16 protein-coding genes are annotated in these 18,684 nt (G+C 41.4%); all 16 read left to right on the forward strand.

All coding sequences use genetic code 11. The features are described from left to right. Positions 1–170: 170 nt before the first annotated feature. The 16 genes from cls to H7T97_RS06360 all read left to right on the forward strand — a co-directional run bounded on the left by cls (position 171) and on the right by H7T97_RS06360 (position 18,670). The gene (gene cls / locus H7T97_RS06285) at positions 171–1,706 is read left to right on the forward strand and encodes a cardiolipin synthase (protein WP_201089790.1); all 1,536 of its coding nucleotides are present in this window, start codon (positions 171–173) and stop codon (positions 1,704–1,706) included. A gap of 170 nt (positions 1,707–1,876) precedes the next feature. Next, positions 1,877–3,733: an MFS transporter gene (locus H7T97_RS06290; RefSeq protein ID WP_201089792.1), complete on the forward strand. Its 1,857-nt coding sequence runs from the start codon at positions 1,877–1,879 to the stop codon at positions 3,731–3,733. 122 nt (positions 3,734–3,855) lie between these two features. Then, the gene (gene nrdD / locus H7T97_RS06295; protein WP_070589926.1) at positions 3,856–6,066 is read left to right on the forward strand and encodes an anaerobic ribonucleoside-triphosphate reductase; all 2,211 of its coding nucleotides are present in this window, start codon (positions 3,856–3,858) and stop codon (positions 6,064–6,066) included. Between the two features lie 11 nt (positions 6,067–6,077). Continuing rightward, the gene (locus H7T97_RS06300) at positions 6,078–6,218 is read left to right on the forward strand and encodes a hypothetical protein (protein ID WP_003002079.1); all 141 of its coding nucleotides are present in this window, start codon (positions 6,078–6,080) and stop codon (positions 6,216–6,218) included. Between the two features lie 319 nt (positions 6,219–6,537). Beyond that, complete coding sequence (locus tag H7T97_RS06305) at positions 6,538–7,038, forward strand: GNAT family N-acetyltransferase (RefSeq protein ID WP_070587729.1); 501 nt, start codon at positions 6,538–6,540, stop codon at positions 7,036–7,038. A gap of 4 nt (positions 7,039–7,042) precedes the next feature. After that, on the forward strand, positions 7,043–7,648 hold the full coding sequence (nrdG, locus tag H7T97_RS06310; RefSeq protein WP_118096146.1) for an anaerobic ribonucleoside-triphosphate reductase activating protein: 606 nt from the start codon (positions 7,043–7,045) through the stop codon (positions 7,646–7,648). Between the two features lie 186 nt (positions 7,649–7,834). Beyond that, positions 7,835–9,304 (forward strand): LCP family glycopolymer transferase CpsA, encoded by a 1,470-nt coding sequence (gene cpsA / locus H7T97_RS06315; RefSeq protein ID WP_201089794.1) that lies wholly within the window; start codon positions 7,835–7,837, stop codon positions 9,302–9,304. Continuing rightward, positions 9,301–10,032, forward strand: a complete 732-nt coding sequence (cps4B, locus tag H7T97_RS06320) for a capsular polysaccharide biosynthesis protein Cps4B (RefSeq protein ID WP_201089796.1) — start codon at positions 9,301–9,303, stop codon at positions 10,030–10,032. Before cpsA ends, cps4B begins: the two co-directional genes overlap by 4 nt. A 44-nt stretch (positions 10,033–10,076) precedes the next feature. Further along, positions 10,077–10,772, forward strand: a complete 696-nt coding sequence (locus tag H7T97_RS06325; RefSeq protein WP_045760015.1) for a Wzz/FepE/Etk N-terminal domain-containing protein — start codon at positions 10,077–10,079, stop codon at positions 10,770–10,772. A gap of 12 nt (positions 10,773–10,784) precedes the next feature. Continuing rightward, positions 10,785–11,477, forward strand: a complete 693-nt coding sequence (locus tag H7T97_RS06330) for a tyrosine-protein kinase (RefSeq protein WP_125826769.1) — start codon at positions 10,785–10,787, stop codon at positions 11,475–11,477. A 19-nt stretch (positions 11,478–11,496) separates the two neighbouring features. After that, positions 11,497–12,873 (forward strand): sugar transferase, encoded by a 1,377-nt coding sequence (locus tag H7T97_RS06335; RefSeq protein WP_201089798.1) that lies wholly within the window; start codon positions 11,497–11,499, stop codon positions 12,871–12,873. 38 nt (positions 12,874–12,911) lie between these two features. Further along, entirely contained in the window at positions 12,912–14,084 is a 1,173-nt protein-coding gene (cps2T, locus tag H7T97_RS06340) for a beta 1-4 rhamnosyltransferase Cps2T (protein WP_201089800.1), read from the forward strand. A gap of 2 nt (positions 14,085–14,086) precedes the next feature. Continuing rightward, positions 14,087–15,235 carry a glycosyltransferase family 4 protein gene (locus H7T97_RS06345; protein ID WP_201089802.1) on the forward strand — a complete coding sequence of 383 codons (1,149 nt, stop codon included), beginning with the start codon at positions 14,087–14,089 and terminating at the stop codon, positions 15,233–15,235. A 133-nt stretch (positions 15,236–15,368) separates the two neighbouring features. Beyond that, a complete protein-coding gene (locus H7T97_RS06350; protein ID WP_201089804.1) occupies positions 15,369–16,343 on the forward strand; it encodes a glycosyltransferase in 975 nt (324 codons plus the stop codon). Positions 16,344–16,538: 195 nt separating this feature from the next. Further along, entirely contained in the window at positions 16,539–17,528 is a 990-nt protein-coding gene (locus H7T97_RS06355; protein ID WP_061455834.1) for a stealth family protein, read from the forward strand. 29 nt (positions 17,529–17,557) lie between these two features. Further along, positions 17,558–18,670 carry a glycosyltransferase gene (locus H7T97_RS06360; RefSeq protein ID WP_061455833.1) on the forward strand — a complete coding sequence of 371 codons (1,113 nt, stop codon included), beginning with the start codon at positions 17,558–17,560 and terminating at the stop codon, positions 18,668–18,670. The last annotated feature ends 14 nt before the right edge of the window (positions 18,671–18,684 follow it).

The raw sequence follows: 18,684 nt of genomic DNA on the forward strand, positions 1-18,684 counted from the left end.
GCGTAGTAGAGCCCACTCAACCACTGCGTCTTGCTCGACAATCCAAAAATAATTGAGAGGCTAGGACTTTTGTCCCACTCTCTTTTTGTTTGTCTAGAAGGGGCTTGGTTGGTCGTTGCAACGGGTAAAAAGAATTGGTATACTAGTAGAAAGAAAAAAAGGAGGATGCTGTGACCTTTCGAAAATTACGTCTATTAATGTCCAAATATGGATTTAGTATTTTGTTTATGGGCTTTGAACTATGGGCATCCTTTGCGGCCTTCTTCTGGCTTAATAGATGGTTCCCTCATTGGCTATCTGTTGCAGTCATTGGGCTCTTATATGTGTCGACAATCTTAGCTATTGTTAATCGAAATACCCCGCCTGAAAATAAGGTGACCTGGCTCTTGATTGCCGTCATTCCTGTCTTTGGATCGCTTTTATACCTCATGTTTGGAGAGCGGCGTTTGTCCAAAAAGGAAATGATCCAGCTGAAAAATATGGAGTCCATGAAGTTTCGAGAGGACAATAGTCATCAGTTGGGTAAGGAGCTCAAGCAAGAAAGCAAGGCAGTTTATGGCTTGGTCAAGTCGATTTTGTCCATGGACCACAATGCGGATCTCTACAATGGGACGGCGTCAACCTTTTATCCTCTAGGAGAGGACATGTATGCGCAACTACTAGAGGATCTGAGAGCGGCGAAAAAATTTATCTTCATCGAGTTTTACATCATTGATGAGGGCTTGATGTGGAACAGTATCCTAGAGATTTTAGAGCAGAAAGTGAAAGATGGGGTCGAAGTCAAACTCCTTTATGACGATATTGGTTGTATGGCGACCTTGGCAGGAAACTATACCAAACGGTTGCGAAAGATGGGGATTGATGCCCATAAATTTAACAAGGTGATCCCCCGCTTAACGGTAGCTTATAATAACCGAGACCACCGAAAGATTCTGGTCATTGATGGGCAGATCGGCTATACAGGTGGGGTCAATCTGGCAGACGAGTATATCAACCATATTGAGCGGTTTGGTCACTGGAAGGACAGTGCTATCCGCTTGGATGGACGGGCTGTTAAGGCCTTGACCCGACTTTTTCTCATGAACTGGTACATCAACCGTGGGGAAATCGAGGATTTTGACCGTTACCATATTGAAAACAAGGCGGTCGAAGGTGAAGGACTATACATTCCCTATGGAAGCGGTCCTAAACCGATTTACAAGTCGCAGGTTGGAAAGACGGTCTATCAAAATATGATCAACCAGGCAACAGATTACGTCTATATCACGACTCCTTACTTGATCATTGATTATGATTTGACAGAGGATATCCGCAATGCAGCCTTTCGTGGGGTGGATGTTCGCATCGTGACTCCGCATATTCCAGATAAAAAATTGATCCAAATCGTTACGCGTGGGGCTTATTTAGATTTGATGGATGCAGGAGTGAAGATCTATGAGTACACACCTGGTTTTGTCCACAGCAAGCAAGTCCTAGCAGATGATGAAATGGCGGTTGTGGGATCGATTAACTTTGACTACCGTAGTCTGGTCCATCACTATGAAAATGCGGTCTGGATGTATCAAACGCCTGCTCTGAAAGAGATTCGAGCGGACTTTGACCACATCTTTGAAGTGTCTCAAGAGATCACTGAAGATACCTTCCGCTTTACATGGCACCAAAGTTTGATCAAGGAAATTATGCAATTATTCGCACCGATGTTGTAACAAGTGTGTGAAAACAGAGAAAAGAGTCAGAAGCTGAGAGGCCTGACTCTTTTTACCTATCACTATGTGACAAGAGGCTGACAGGGTCGGCAGAATTTGGTATACTAGAGAAGATAATGAGCTTTTTTCTAAAAGGAAAAGCAGAGGAATAGTGAAGAAAAGGAAAAAGAATGAGCGAAAAAGAGCAAGAAATGACTTCGAAAAAATTAGGGCTTCACGTGGGGGATAGTTTCCAGGATACACGTGAAATTCGCGAAGTGCTAGACAAGTCGGTCTTTCGCGAAGAAGAGCCTACGCATAGTCAGCAGACAGAAGTCTTAGAGGAGCCGGTCGCGTTGGATACATCTGAGTCAATTAGTGATGTGGAGCCAGCAGTGGAAGCAGAGCTAGAACCAGTAACAGAGCCTACACAAGAATCGGAACAGGAACCGGAGCAACCACTCAGTCGGATGAGTCGCCGTTCTCGTAAATCGGGAGTTGAAGCGGCGAAAGCGGAAGCATCTAAAGTAGAAGAGGATACGGAAGAGCTAGAAGCAGATGTGGCAGTTGAGCAGATCCGTCGTCAATCCAAGCGTCCAGTGCCCCTAGCGATTCCTTTTGTATTGAGTCTCTTGATTAGTTTGCTGCATGTCGGGGTGCCATTTTTGACCCGTTTTGCAACCAATCAACAATCGCAAAACTTGTATGCCGGCTGGGCAATGACCAAGGGGCAAGTACCGTTTGGTGATTTTTACGGAACCAATGGTCTGCTCTATTATGCGATCAACTGGTTGGGAAGCTTGGCTGGAGGACATTGGATCTTACTGATCCTTCAAGCGATTGCCCTCTTCTTTGCGGGTACTTATCTCTATCGTGTTGTCCGCCTATTGGTGTCTGATAAAGATACAGCGAAGAATGTCCAGTTGCTCTTTTATTTCTTGGTACTAGGCCTTGGTTTTGGAGGGACCTATGTCACCTTCTTTAGCCTTCCAATCCTATTTGCCAGCATGAATTTCATTTTGGCTTATTTGATTGGGGATCGTAAGGACGAAGGCTTTATCCTTTATGGTGCGATTGCCGCTGTGGCTTTCTTAGTTGATCCGATGACTAGTGCCCTGTTCTATTTATTGGCCTTTCTTGGTTTAACAGCCTTTAATATCAAGCAAAAGAGATGGGCACGTGGCTTTTATCAACTGCTAGCGGCTCTCCTTGGTTTCTCACTTGTCTTTTATCCAATTGGCTATATCACCGTTTTGAATCAGACTTTTGGCTATGCCATTAACCAAGTAACCTATGTCTTTAATGCCTTGAATTTCACGAATGGACAGACCTTCAGTAATGCCATCTATTATGGCTTGTTGGCGCTGGCCTTTGGCCTAGTTTCTGCCTTTTTGATGTCCTTTACCAAGCAAAGTAGCAGTGCTCGCCGGATCTTCCGCTTTATGGGATGGGCAGGTAGCCTGGTAGTCCTCATTGTGTCTATTGGTCTTCCTGAACAAGGCGCTTACCAATTGTTACCGATGTTGCCATTTGTTCTTCCCTTGTTTGCAATCTGGTTCTCACGAGATGGGGAAGAAAACGATGGGATCGAACGTCGTGGTCGGAAGAAGAAAAACAAGGAAGTTTGGGCCGCTTACTTTACGAGCCAAGCTTTCTTGCCGCTAGTAGCCCTTGTCTATTTATTAGCGAATCCAGTGGTCCAAGATGTCGTGGTTCAGTCTGGTCAATCCAGTGAACGGAGCGCTATCGCTAGCTACATTCATAACCACAGCAAGGCCAAAGATACCATCTATGCTTGGGATACAACGGCTACCATCTATCAAGAAAGTGATCGCTTGTCGGCTTCTGCCTTATTGACTCCAACTTCTTATCTGGGAATTAATGAAAATCGGACCAATGCGATCCAACAAATCGATCGGTCTGAACCCAAGTATATTGTGGTCAACAATCAGGTGGAGTTGACCTCCAATATGAAGGACTTGCTCAAAGAAAATTATCGTCTAGTTGAGAAGAAATACCGTTATTTCAAACTCTATCAACGCTCTTAAGAAAATCAATATCTTGTGTTTTAGAAAGTTTTTTAGAATTTTCACCACAAGATATTGATTTTTATTTTTGGAGTGGTATAATACAACTTGTATGTAAATAAATGAAGAGAGGCATGTTTGGTATGATCACCTTGAGAGAAGAAAAACTGAGAATGGCCCCGGATATTTTTGTTGAAAAACGAGATGGCCGTCGTGTTCAATTCGATGTTGAAAAAATTTATAAAGCCTTGTTGAAGGCGACAGAAGAAGTGACTTCTCTCACTCCAGTGATGGAAGCCAAACTAGAAGCCATTGTCGATCGTGTAATCGCAGAGATTTTGGAACGTTTTCCAAATGGCGTGAAGATTTATGAGATCCAAAATGTTGTCGAACATGAATTGCTTCAAGCCAATGAATATGCGATTGCTGAGAGCTACATTACTTATCGGACTCAGCGGGATTTTGAGCGCTCAAAAGCGACGGATATCAACTTTACGATTGGAAAACTCCTCAACAAGGACCAAGCGGTTGTCAATGAAAATGCCAATAAGGACAGCGATGTCTTTAATACGCAACGGGATTTGACGGCAGGGATCGTTGGTAAGTCTATTGGTCTCAAAATGTTGCCTAAACACGTAGCCAATGCCCACCAAAAAGGGGATATCCACTACCATGATTTGGACTATAGCCCTTATACACCGATGACTAACTGCTGTTTGATCGATTTTGAAGGCATGCTCAGAAATGGCTTTAAGATTGGGAATGCAGAAGTAGAAAGTCCTAAGTCTATCCAAACTGCAACGGCTCAAATCTCGCAGATTATTGCCAATGTAGCTTCTAGTCAGTACGGGGGTTGCTCGGCTGACCGGATCGATGAAGTCTTGGCCCCTTATGCAGAAAAGAACTACCAAAAACACTTGGCAGATGCCAAAGAGTGGGTGCTTCCTGAAAAGCAAGAGGACTATGCTTGGAGCAAGACTCAAAAAGATATCTATGATGCCATGCAATCGCTGGAATATGAGATCAATACCCTCTTTACTTCGAACGGGCAAACTCCCTTTACTTCGCTTGGTTTTGGTCTTGGAACCAATCGCTTCGAGCGGGAAATCCAAAAGGCGATTCTGGAAATTCGGATTAAGGGACTTGGATCGGAACATCGGACCGCTATCTTTCCAAAACTGATCTTTACCCTCAAGCGGGGGCTCAACCTAGAGCCGGGAACGCCTAACTATGACATCAAACAATTGGCCTTGGAATGTGCGACGAAGCGCATGTATCCGGACGTTTTGTCTTATGACAAGATTGTCGAGTTGACAGGCTCCTTCAAGGTACCGATGGGATGTCGTTCTTTCCTTCAAGGTTGGAAGGATGAGAATGGTGTGGAAGTCAATTCTGGCCGGATGAACCTAGGGGTTGTGACAGTCAATTTACCTCGGATTGCCTTGGAATCAGGCGGAGACAAGGAGAAGTTCTGGCAAATCTTTAATGAACGGATGAACATCGCTGAAGATGCCTTGGTTTACCGGGTGGAACGCACCAAAGAAGCGACACCAGCTAATGCGCCGATTCTCTACCAATATGGGGCTTTCGGGAAACGCTTGGGTAAGTATGACCAGGTAGATCAGCTCTTCCGTCATCGCAGAGCGACCGTTTCTCTTGGCTATATCGGACTCTATGAAGTCGCAACCGTCTTTTATGGTCCAAATTGGGAACACAATCCAGAAGCCAAACAATTCACGATCGATATCATCAAGGATATGAAAGCGCGCGTGGAAGAATGGTCTGACCAGTATGATTACCACTTCTCCATCTATTCGACACCGTCAGAAAGCTTGACAGACCGCTTCTGTCGCCTGGATACGGAGAAATTTGGTCAGGTTCCAGATATCACAGATAAGGAATACTACACCAATAGTTTCCACTACGATGTTCGTAAGAACCCAACGCCATTTGAAAAGTTGGATTTTGAAAAAGTTTATCCTGAAGCTGGAGCTTCTGGTGGCTTTATCCACTATTGTGAATACCCTGTGCTCCAACAAAATCCAAAAGCCCTTGAGGCAGTTTGGGATTATGCTTATGACCGGGTTGGTTATCTCGGAACCAATACGCCGATTGACCGTTGTTACAAGTGTGATTTTGAAGGAGATTTCACGCCGACTGAGCGCGGATTTGCTTGTCCAAACTGTGGCAATAGCGATCCGAAAACGGTTGATGTGGTCAAACGGACCTGTGGTTATCTAGGAAACCCGCAAGCTCGTCCCATGGTCAATGGCCGTCATAAGGAAATCGCTGCACGTGTCAAACACATGAATGGATCCACGATCAAATCAGCTGGACACCAAGTGACAGATTAGAAAAGGACATTATGGGAAAATACCAATTAGATGATAAGGGCAAGGCTCAGGTTCAACGATTCCACGAAAAGCATTCAAAGGGTGGAATCAATAAAAAAGACCGAGTAGCCAGCCTGAGAGAACAATTTTTAAATAAGAACAAGAAAAAATAAAGGTGAGAATTCTCGCTTCATATTGAAGATGGAATTCTCTTTTGAGACTTCCTTGGGTGGGGTACGGACGTCAGCGAACTTCTACGAAGTTCCATGACTAATTATTGAGCCTAGGGTCTCAATAATTCCGGATGCCTGAAACTTGTTGGTTTCAGGCATTTTTCCCACGGCGGAAAGTCTCAGTAGATTCTTGAAAAAGTTTAATAAATAAGCGTCATCTTATTGATTCAGTATTTATTAACTCATTTTATTAAAAATGATTGTTTATGTTGTAAAGTGAGAGTTCGCTCTCGCTTTTCTCGTATGGGGGGAGGTAAAGATGGAACTACGTAGACCAACTTTAGCAGATAAAGAAACCATTCTAAACATGATGGCAGAGTTCGAAGAGAACCAGTCGGCCCACGACGGCGGCTTTTGGGATGCTGAGAACTTTGATTATGAGGAGTGGCTAGAAACTAACCTTAATAAAGAAATGGGAATAAACTTGCCTGAAAATCGCGTTCCATCAATTCAGTTCGTATTGTTTGATGAATCAGGTCATGCTTTAGGTTTTTTGAATCTACGGCTGAGACTAAATGAGGGATTGTTGAATTATGCTGGTCATATCGGTTATTCCATCCGCCCTTCTGAAAGGGGAAAAGGTTATGCCAAGGAAGCTCTCCGTCAAGGTCTGCAACTAGCTAAAGAAAAGAACATCCATCGTGCTCTGGTGACTTGTAGCACGGAAAATCCGGCCAGTCGAGCGGTTATCTTAGCCAATGGTGGTCAATTTGAAGATGTTCGAAATGGAACGGAGCGTTATTGGATAGAAGTGGAGTAGAAGGATGACATGGAATACACCTAAACCAGGTGAATGGAAGAGTGAGGAACTGAGTCAAGGACGCATCATCGACTACAAGGCCTTTAACTTTGTGGATGGAGAAGGGGTGCGCAATTCCCTTTACGTAGCAGGCTGCATGTTTCACTGTGAGGGTTGTTACAATGTAGCGACCTGGTCTTTCAATGCAGGTATTCCCTATACCCAAGAGTTAGAAGAGCAGATCATGGAAGATCTGGCCCAACCCTATGTCCAAGGCTTAACCTTGCTAGGAGGAGAGCCATTTCTTAATACAGGTATACTTTTACCCCTTGTAAAACGTATTCGGAAAGAATTGCCGGAAAAAGACATCTGGTCATGGACGGGCTACACTTGGGAAGAAATGATGTTAGAAACGCCTGATAAACTGGAGCTCTTGTCGCTGATTGATATCCTGGTCGATGGGCGCTATGATAAGAGCAAACGCAACCTCATGTTGCAATTTCGTGGTTCTTCCAACCAGCGGATTATTGATGTTCAAAAATCATTGAAAGAAGGAAAAATTGTCATCTGGGACAAGCTCAATGATGGCAAGGAAAGTTTTGAGCAAGTCAAGCGGGATGATCTTTTGTAGGATCTTCAAAAACCGGGTTTTTCACCCGGTTTTTTAGGTTCTCTGCATAAGTATACAAGGGATTTCGCTCGTTTCAGAAAACGCTTACTTTTTAAATGTACATAATGGACAAAAAAGTGATAATTAATGCATTTTTTGCTAAAAATATGTTACAATAAATATGATTAGGACTAATTGGAGGTATTTATGTCACAAAGGAGACGAAGTCGTCGTTCAGAACATAAGTGGGGGCAATTGCGAATCATTAATTCCGTATTGCTTATTTTTTTGCTTATGACTGCAAGTTGGGCGACCTATACCATGTTGGCCAATAACATCTTGGCTTTTCGTTATGTCAATGTTCTCGTGATTGCACTACTAGCTCTTCTCTTGCTCTTGTCAGCTTGGTTTGTGATCAAAAATCAGGCCAAAAAGACAACTTTGGTCCTGCTTCTTGTCGGCTTATTGGCTAGTTCAGGAGTTTTGTTTGCTAGTCAACAGCTGCTTAATCTGACCAGTAATGTCAATGGCCACTCTAACTATACAGAGTTTGAGATGGCTGTCTATGTCAAGAAAGACAGTGATATCAAAGATATCAAAGAAATCAAGGAAGTGGTGGCACCAAAGGGCAACAATAACGAAGCCAATCTCACTGCCCTCTTGGACAACATCAAAAAGACCAAGGGTCAGGAAATTTCTGTAGTGGATGCACCGACTTATCTAGATGCCTATAAGAGCTTGCAAGAGGGTAACGCTACTGCTATGGTCCTCAACAGTACCTTTGAAGATACCATTGCAGCAGAAGATGCGGACTATGCGAAGAAGTTGAAGAAAATCTATTCCTACAAGATCCGAAAAGAAGTGGCAGCGACGAGCAAGGTATCTGCCAATGCGGATGTCTTTAACATCTATGTCAGCGGGATCGATACCTATGGGCCGGTAACCTCGGTTTCTCGTTCAGATGTCAATATCATCATGACCGTCAATCGGAAGACCAAGCAAGTCCTATTGACAACGACACCACGGGATGCCTATGTACCGATTGCAGATGGTGGTAACAACCAAAATGATAAGTTGACCCACGCGGGGATCTACGGAGTGGATGCTTCGATCCATACTCTTGAGAATCTCTATGATATCAAGCTCAACTATTATGTTCGTCTCAATTTCACCTCCTTCCTCAAGTTGATTGACCTTCTAGGGGGAATCGATGTGGAAAATGACCAAGAATTCACGAGTCTTCATGGCAAGTTCCATTTCCCAGTTGGAAAGGTTCATTTGAATTCAGAGCAAGCCCTCGGTTTTGTCCGAGAACGCTACTCTCTCCAAGGTGGCGACAATGACCGTGGGAAAAACCAAGAAAAAGTCATTGCGGCCATTATCAAAAAGTTGACCTCTACCAAGGTCTTAAGCAACTACAATGAGATTATCGGAAACCTCCAAGATTCTGTCCAAACCAATATGCAGTTGCCGACTATGATGAACTTGATCAATACCCAGTTAGAAACGGGTGGTTCTTATGAGGTGACTTCTCAAGCGATCACCGGTCAAGGACGAAATGACTTGCCGTCTTATGCTATGCCTGGTTACAATCTCTATGTAATGGAGTTGGATCAAGCCAGCTTGACCAAGGCAAAGGAAACCATTCAAAAAGTGATGGAAGGAAAAGAAAAATGATTGATATCCACTCGCACATCGTCTTTGATGTGGATGATGGACCAAAGACAAGAGAAGATACGCGTTCCTTATTGGAAGAAAGCTATCGCCAAGGGGTGCGGACCATTATCTCCACTTCTCATCGTCGCAAGGGGATGTTTGAAACCCCCGAAGAAAAGATTTCTGAAAATTTTCAAGAAGTGAAAAAAATTGCGGCAGAGGTCGCGCCAGATTTAACGATTCATTACGGGGCAGAGATCTACTTTACCAATGATGTCTTAAAAAAACTGGAAGAAAAGATCATTCCACGTTTAGCTGAGACGCGCTTTGCGCTAATTGAATTCAGCATGGGAACACCTTACAAGGAGATTCATACGGCCTTGGACCGTTTGCTCCATCTAGGTGTGACACCGGTGGTGGCCCATATTGAGCGCTACAAGTGCTTGGAGAAAAATGAGGAGCGTGTGCAAGAGATGATTGACATGGGCTGCTACATGCAGATCAATAGTTCCAGTGTTCTCAAGCCTCGCCTCTTTGGGGATGAGCAAAAACAACTGAAAAAACGAGCTCGGTACTTCTTAGAAAAAGGCTTGGTGCACTTTGTGGCTAGTGATATGCACAATGTGGATAAACGACCGCCTTATATGGCAGAAGCCTATCGCTTGATCAAGGAAGAATACGGAGAACAACGAGCACAAGCCCTCTTTGTCGACAATCAGCAGCTCTTGTTAGCGGATGAATTAATCTAACCATGAAACAGGTGGAGAGATCCACATGAAGGAGTAATTAGGAAATGAACAATCAAGAAAATCAAGCAGTGGAAATTGATGTTTTCGCTATGCTGAAGACCCTATGGAAACGCAAGTTTTCGATCGTTTTGGTCGCTCTTGTCTTTGCCATCGCAGCATTTGGCTACAGTGCCTTTTTAGCCAAGAAAGAATACCAAAGTACTAGCCGGATCTACGTGGTCAGTCGTCAAAACCAAGACAACAATGCCTTGACAAACTCTGATTTGCAGGCGGGTTCTTACTTGGTTAAGGACTACCGTGAGATCATTCTTTCTCAAAATGTCTTGAGCCAAGCCATCGAAGAATTGAAACTCGATATGACACCTGGTGAGTTGTCGAAAAAGATCAGTGTATCCGTTCCGACAGATACTCGTATCCTTTCGATCACGGCTAAGGACGGAGATCCAAAAGAAGCGGCCCGCATTGCCAATGGCCTTCGGAATGTAGCAGCTGAAAAGATCATTTCTGTGACCAAGGTGTCAGATGTTACGACTTTGGATGAAGCAGAAGTGCCTCAATCACCTTCTTCACCAAATATCCGACGCAATGTCCTCCTTGGTTTTATTGCTGGAGCAGGCCTTATGGTGGTTCTCATGGTCGTAGTAGAAGTCTTGGACGATCGTGTCAAGAGACCAGAAGATATCGAAGAGTTGATGGGCTTAACCTTGCTTGGTATTGTGCCAGATATTAAGAAACTGTAGACTGGGGATCGCATGAATACGTTAGAAATTTCAAAAAATAAATTACAAGAAATTCGGAAGGCAGAAGAGTACTTCAATGCCCTAGCGACGAATATCCAATTGAGTGGGGTAGACTTAAAAGTCATCGCCATCTCATCTGTTCAAGAAAATGAAGGGAAATCAACCACTTCAACCAACTTGGCTGTTGCCTTTGCACGTGCAGGTTACAAGACCCTCTTGGTCGACTGTGACATCCGGAACTCTGTCATGACAGGGGTTTTCCGTAGCCGGGATAAGATTCAAGGGTTGACCGACTTCTTATCTGGCCGTAGCCAATTGGACCAAATCTTGTATGCGACTGATTTTCCAAACTTGGATATCATCGAGTCTGGTCAGGTAGCACCAAACCCAACAGGTCTCTTGCAAAGCAAGAACTTCACCGTGATGATGGATGCACTGCGTGAGCATTTTGACTATATCATTGTCGACACTCCTCCAATTGGGGTCGTGATTGATGCGGCGATTATCGCCCAACGCTGTGATGGAACTGTCTTGATCACAGAATCTGGGGCCAATGGACGCAAGGCTGTCCAAAAAGCTAAGGACCAATTAGAACAAACAGGCACGCCTTTCTTGGGAGTAGTGCTCAATAAATTTAACATTAAAGCTGCTGAGTATGGTTCGTATGGTGGATACGGATCTTACGGAGAGTACGGGAAAAAGTAAAGATTAGGATTGAGGGAAAATGGGAGAAGAAAGAATCGAACTGGAAAAACTAAATATTGTTCTCTTTCAAAGTTTAGCTGTCCTATTTTCGGCTTACATTGTGAGTCTTTTTAAGGATGCAGAATACACGTCACAGACGATCGCCATTCTCTATCTCTTACATTTTGTAGCCTTCTACATTAGCAATATTGCCTATCGTTTTTATAGCAGGGGTTACCTGGATGAGCTCTTTCAGGTCTTGAAATACAATGTGTTTTTCGCTGTTGGGATCACCTTTACCTCTTTTATGCTCGATGGGGTCTTTTCCATCTCTCGTCGGGGGATGATCTACTTCTTTCTTTTGAATACTTTTTCTGTCTATGTCATGGATCTCTTGCTCAAGAGATACCGGAAGTCTGTTTCGCCACGGCGGAAAAGTTCGCGAAAGATTTTCTTGATCACAGCGACCAGTCGGATGGAAAAGGTATTTGATATTCTGCATTCGCCTAACCTCTATCATGGGGAACTAATCGGTGTCACCGTCATGGACGATACGGATTTTGCTCATTCGGGTGTACGGGTGGTGCAGCCAGATCAAATGATGAACTTTGTGACTAAGGAAGTGGTGGATGAAGTGTTTATTAATCTGCCAAGTGAGGACTACAATATTAGTGACTTCGTCTCGGAGTTTGAGAGTATGGGGATCGATGTATCGGTCAATCTCAATGCCTTTAACTTCGCTTCCTTAGGCAATAAACGGGTTCGAGAAGTCGGGGGACTAAGTGTCGTTACTTTCTCAACCAATTTCTACAAACCGAGCCACGTATTTGCCAAACGTCTTTTGGACATTGCAGGAGCCCTCTTTGGACTATTGATTTGTGGACTAGTAAGTATCGTTTTGGCCCCTCTAATCCGCAAAGATGGTGGACCTGCCTTCTTTGTACAAAAACGGGTCGGAAAGAACGGACGGTATTTCAACTTCTATAAATTCCGCTCCATGCGTGTGGATGCCGAAGAGATTAAGAAAGATCTCATGGCGCAAAACACCATGACAGGTGGCATGTTCAAGATGGAAAATGATCCGCGGGTAACGCCAATCGGACGCTTTATCCGTAAGACCAGTCTCGATGAATTGCCACAATTTTACAATGTTTTGATCGGAGACATGAGTCTGGTCGGGACTCGTCCCCCAACGGTTGACGAATACCAAGAATATACACCAGCTCAAAAACGCCGACTCAGCTTCAAGCCAGGTATTACAGGACTTTGGCAAGTGAGCGGACGCAGTGAAATCAAGGATTTTGACGAAGTGGTCAAACTGGACGTTGCGTACATGGATGATTGGACGATCTGGAGAGACATTCAGATCTTGCTCAAGACCGTGAAGGTTGTACTTAGAAAAGAAGGAGCGAAGTAGGAGACTGCCTACTTCGTCCTTTCCATGTTAGGAGAAAAATGACACAATCAATTTATATCGTTGGTTCCAAAGGTATTCCAGCAAAATATGGTGGTTTTGAGACCTTTGTTGAGAAGTTGACAGAATTCCAACAAGATAAAAATATCCAGTATTATGTAGCTTGTATGCAGGAGAATTCAGCAAAATCAGGAATTACTGCAGATACTTTCGAGCATAATGGAGCAATCTGTTACAACATTGATGTCCCTAATATCGGTCCTGCGCGTGCCATTGCTTATGATATTGCGGCTCTCAATAAAGCTATTGAAATCGCAAAAGAAAATAAGGATCAAGCTCCGATCTTCTATGTCTTGGCTTGCCGGATTGGTCCTTTTATCTCAAAAATTAAAAAGAAAATCAAGGCGATCGGTGGGACCCTCATGGTCAATCCAGATGGTCATGAATGGCTTCGCGCGAAATGGAGTCTCCCAGTCCGTAAGTACTGGAAGTTTTCGGAACAACTCATGGTTAAACATGCCGACCTGTTAATCTGTGATAGCAAGAATATCGAGGCTTATATTCAGAAGGATTACGCTAAGTATCAGCCACAGACGACCTATATCGCCTATGGAACGGATACAAGCAAGTCTAGCCTGAGTAGGGAAGATGAGAAAATACGGACCTGGTTTGCGGATAAGCAAGTCTCTGAAGGAAATTACTACCTTGTCGTAGGTCGCTTTGTACCCGAAAACAACTATGAGGCCATGATTCGTGGCTTTATGCAGTCCAGTTCCAAAAAAGATTTTGTCCTGATTACCAATGTAGAGCAAAACAAGTTCTATGAACAGTTGCGTAAAGATACAGGATTTGATCAAGACCCTCGAGTGAAGTTTGTCGGAACTGTTTATGATCAAGAATTGCTCAAATACATTCGTGAACATGCCTTCGCTTATTTCCATGGTCATGAGGTAGGTGGTACTAATCCATCCCTTCTTGAGGCGCTCGAGTCTACTAAACTCAACCTCTTGTTAGATGTTGGCTTTAACCGTGAAGTCGGTGAAGATGGTGCTCTCTATTGGAAGAAAGATCAATTGGCACATGTCATTAATCAGGCTGAACAATTGGATGAACAAGCTATCGAAGACCTCAATCAAAAATCAAGTCAACGGATTGCAGATGCTTTCACTTGGGAAAAGATTGTCACAGACTACGAGAAAGTATTTAAAGGTTAGAAATGCAGAAAATTTTATATCTCCATGCTGGTGCCGAAATGTATGGTGCTGACAAGGTTTTGTTGGAGCTTATTAAGGGTTTGGATAAAAATGCTTTTGAAGCACACGTTATTTTACCCAACGACGGTATCTTAGTGGGTGCTTTAGAAGAGGTCGGTGCAAAGGTTAAAGTTATTGATTACCCAATTTTGCGCCGGAAATATTTTAATCCAAAAGGGATTCTTGAGTACTTTGGCTCCTATAACCGTTACTCCAAACAAATTGCTAAATATGCTAAAGAGAATGGGATTACTCTTATTCACAACAATACAACTGCGGTACTTGAGGGCATTTACCTCAAGCGGAAGTTGAAACTTCCTCTGATTTGGCATGTCCATGAAATCATCGTTAAACCTAAAGCTATTTCTGATTTCATCAACTTTTTAATGGGTCGCTATGCGGATACCATTGTGACAGTTTCAAATGCTGTTGCTAATCACGTCAAGCAGTCTCGTTTTGTAAAAGATGATCAAGTTCAAGTCATCTATAATGGTGTTGACAATGCTGTTTATCAGGTGATGGATGCTAGTGCGGTTCGTGATCAGTTTGGAATTTCGCAGGATGCTTTGGTTATCGGTATGGTTGGTCGTGTGAATGCCTGGAAAGGGCAAGGCGACTTCCTAGAAGCCGTGACCCCAATCTTGCAGGCAAATCCAAAGGCAGTAGCCTTTTTGGCAGGAAGTGCATTTGAAGGTGAAGAGTGGCGCGTGGATGAGTTGGAAAAGGCTATATCAGAATCACCAGTAGCTAGCCAAATCAAGCGTATCGATTATTATAGTAAGACAACAGAGCTCTATAATATGTTCGATATATTTGTCTTGCCAAGTACTAACCCAGATCCTCTACCAACTGTAGTCCTTGAATCCATGGCTTGTGGTAAACCTGTAGTGGGTTACCGTCATGGTGGTGTCTGTGAGATGGTCAAGGAAGGCGAAAATGGCCTTCTCGCTACTCCAAATCAGCCTGAAGAATTGTCTAAAGCTATCCAAGAATTAGCAGAGAACACTGAGAAAAGAGAACAATTTGGTAAGGCCTCTGTCCAACGCCAAAAAGAACTCTTCTCATTACAAAGTTATATTCGAAATTTTTCGGAGTTGTATAAGAAATATTAATAATCAAATTCGCTGAAAAAAGGATTATATCCGAGCTGATTTAAAGATTTACCATATATCATTGAATGTTGTAAGTCAGTTAGATCAGAGAGGAGAAGAATTAGAGTAGAATAAAAATTTAGGTAAAGAATTGATGAAACCACTATTAACTGTCGTCATTCCAGTATATAATGTTGAAAGATATTTAAAACGTTGCATTGAAAGTGTTCTTGCCCAAGAATGGAAGGACTATGAGATTATACTTGTTGATGACGGGAGTACTGATCATTCTCCTCAAATCTGTGATGACTATGTTAAGGCTTATGACTTTATCTCAGTTATTCATAAAGAAAATGGTGGACTTTCTGAAGCACGGAACACAGGTATTTCTCATGTCAAAGGAGAATATGTTTATTTTCCTGATTCAGATGATTGGATTGAACCAGATGCCTTTATGGCATTAGCGGAAGTCCTTGAATCCCAGAAGTTTGATATTATTTCTTTTAATCGTGAATTTGTGAAGGGTGAAGAAGATGCTATAGTTTCAGAACCAGAAGTGACCCAAGTATTTGAAGGTAAAGATGCTTTTGTGCAAATGCTGAAGCATCGTTATATTACTGGGTTTGCTAATGATAAAATCTATCGAAAATCATTATTCACTGATCATAACATTCAGTTTCCAATTGGGAAATACTATGAGGATCTTGGCACTAATTACAAACTGTTTCTTGTGGCTAAGAAGGTCTATGCAACTAATCAAAAATACTATCACTACTTAATTGACAACCCAAATTCTATTACACAGTCTTGGAATGAAAAAAAGTTTAGAGATATGTATGGATTTTATAAAGAAATGTTTTATTCAGATTTTGTATGTTCGCAATTAAATCAAGAAGAGTTGCATATCTCACAACTTTATTATGTAAATGGATTGATTCACATACTAGCAAGTTTGTATAAATCTAAATTAGACAAAGAATATATAGACATTACTGATGAAGTGAAACAAGAATTGCTTAAGAATAGTGTTTCTCTTTCTCAAATGAAAGACCAACCAAATAAGTTAAAATATGTACTGTATAGACTTAAAGTATTAAAACTAGCCTTCAGTATACAAAACGTTTTTTGATGTTGTTTTAAGAAATCATTCTGAGATTTTTAGACAAGGGTTTGGCAAATGAAGTTTGGACTATTTTATTTGATAAAGAAAAGTAACATAATATTTTTGGTCTTTCTTCTTTTTTATTGTATCGGAATAATGGACTTTTAACAAAAAAATTATATAGTTAGACCGGCCAAACAATTATTTTATAGGTGATTTAACATGGAAGAAAAAATTGATTTTGTTGTACTTTGGGTTGATGGAAATGATCCTGACTTCATTAGAGAAAAAAATAAATATACGTCTAATAGTTTGCAGGTTGATAATGATGGAGATAATCTGCACCGTTATAGAGATTATGGAACATTCAATTATTGGTTTCGGATGGTAGAGAAGCATGCACCGTGGGTAAATAATATTTATCTTATAACTAATGGTCAAAAACCGGAATGGTTAAATTTAAATCATCCTAAACTAAAATGGGTTAGGCATAGTGATTTTATGCCTGAGGAATATTTACCAACATTTAATTCTGCTGCAATTGAGTTGAATTTACACCGCATTGAAGGTTTATCAGAGAACTTTGTTTTTTTTAACGATGACATGTATTTGATTCAAGATGTTAAGCCTGATGATTTTTTTGTCAACGGACAACCGAGGCTATTGGCTGTTTATGAAGCCTTGGTTCCGTGGTCATCTTTTTCCAAAGTTTATTTTAATAATGTAGAAGTTTTATATAGACATTTTTCAAATAAAAAAGCCTTGAAACAGTCGCCGTTTAAGTTTTTCAATTTTAAATATGGTCAATTGGTTTTAAAAAATATTTTGTTATTTCCATGGAAGATAACTGGATACTATAATCAGCATACACCAGTTCCAATAAAAAAGAGTACACTAATTCATTTATGGAATGTAGAAGAAGACATTTTTGTTCAAACATCTAAACATAAATTTAGAGACTATAATACGGATATAAATCATTATTTATTATGTTATTGGCAAATTGAAAGTAATGATTTTCAACCATCTACTAAAAATTTTGGAAAATCAATTTCAATTACCGCTGTTGATCAGCTTCCTAAATTATTATCGAAAAAAAAGACAAAATTACTTTGTGTCAATGATGATATGGCGATGACAGAAAATGACTTGGAGAAATTTTCTAAGATATTGTCTAATCGTTATCCTGACAAGTCTCAATTTGAATTGTGATTCAATGTATTAGTTACTGGAGTAAATAGATGAAAACTAAAATTTTACAAATGGGGGCAGACAATTTCGGAGCAGGAGGTAGGTCTGTAATAGCCTATAACTTGACTCGTCCCTTAACAGACGACTTTCAAGTTGACTTTTTGGCTATTGGAAAATTGAAGAACCCTAGTTTTCATCGAATAATTGAAGAAAACGGGGGACAGGTTCAACATGTTAAGGAAGCATCAAGTAAAATAAAAAGGCTAAGAAATATCTACTCTATTTTAAAAAAAGAAAAGTACGATATTGTTCATATTAATGCAGATGATGCTATCGAGGGGTTATTTAATATTATTCTGTCAAAGCTTGTAGGTGCAAAAATAGTACTTCATGCTCACACTACTTCATCTAGTCGTGGTAAGGGTTTTGTTGGCAGATTAAAAATGTTAACGGCAAGAAAAATAATTAAGTTTCTTGTTGATTATAAGTTGGCCTGTTCACTTGAAGCAGCGAATTATTTGTATGGCGATACTGATTTGTCTGATGTGGCGATACTGAAAAATGGTATTGTAATCAATGACTTTTTATATAATGAAGAGTTAAGGCAAAAGGTACGAGAGAATCTAAATATTCCAGTGGAGGCTACCGTTTTAGGTACTGTCGGGAGAATGTCATATGAAAAAAATCCTGAATTTATAGTTGACCTAATACATACTTTTTTTCTCAAGGTACCTAATTTTTATTTTATATGGATTGGTGATGGTGAAGAACGAGCTAATATAGAAACGCTGCTAGACGAAGAAATAAAATTAGGAAGGGTTTTATTGCTTGGAAAACAAGAACAACCAGCACAATATTTACAAGCAATGGATGTTTTTTTGTTACCTTCTTTCTATGAAGGATTTGGAATCGTGAATATTGAAGCACAAGCATCTGGACTACCTTGTGTGGTAAGTTCTGCTGTTCCAGAGTCAGCATCGGTTAATTCAAACTTTTATAGATTATCATTATCTGATGGTGTTGAAAAGTGGTCAGATTTTATCACCTCTATGAGTTATGAACGCCTTCCATATGGTTCTAGAGAAAAAATAAAAGAAGCTGGATTTGATATAGAGGATAGCGCTAGAAAATTACGAATAATCTATCAGGAATTAGCGAAGTGAAACAAAAGGAGATT

The organism is Streptococcus parasanguinis, from assembly GCF_016648925.1.
GTDB lineage: Bacteria > Bacillota > Bacilli > Lactobacillales > Streptococcaceae > Streptococcus.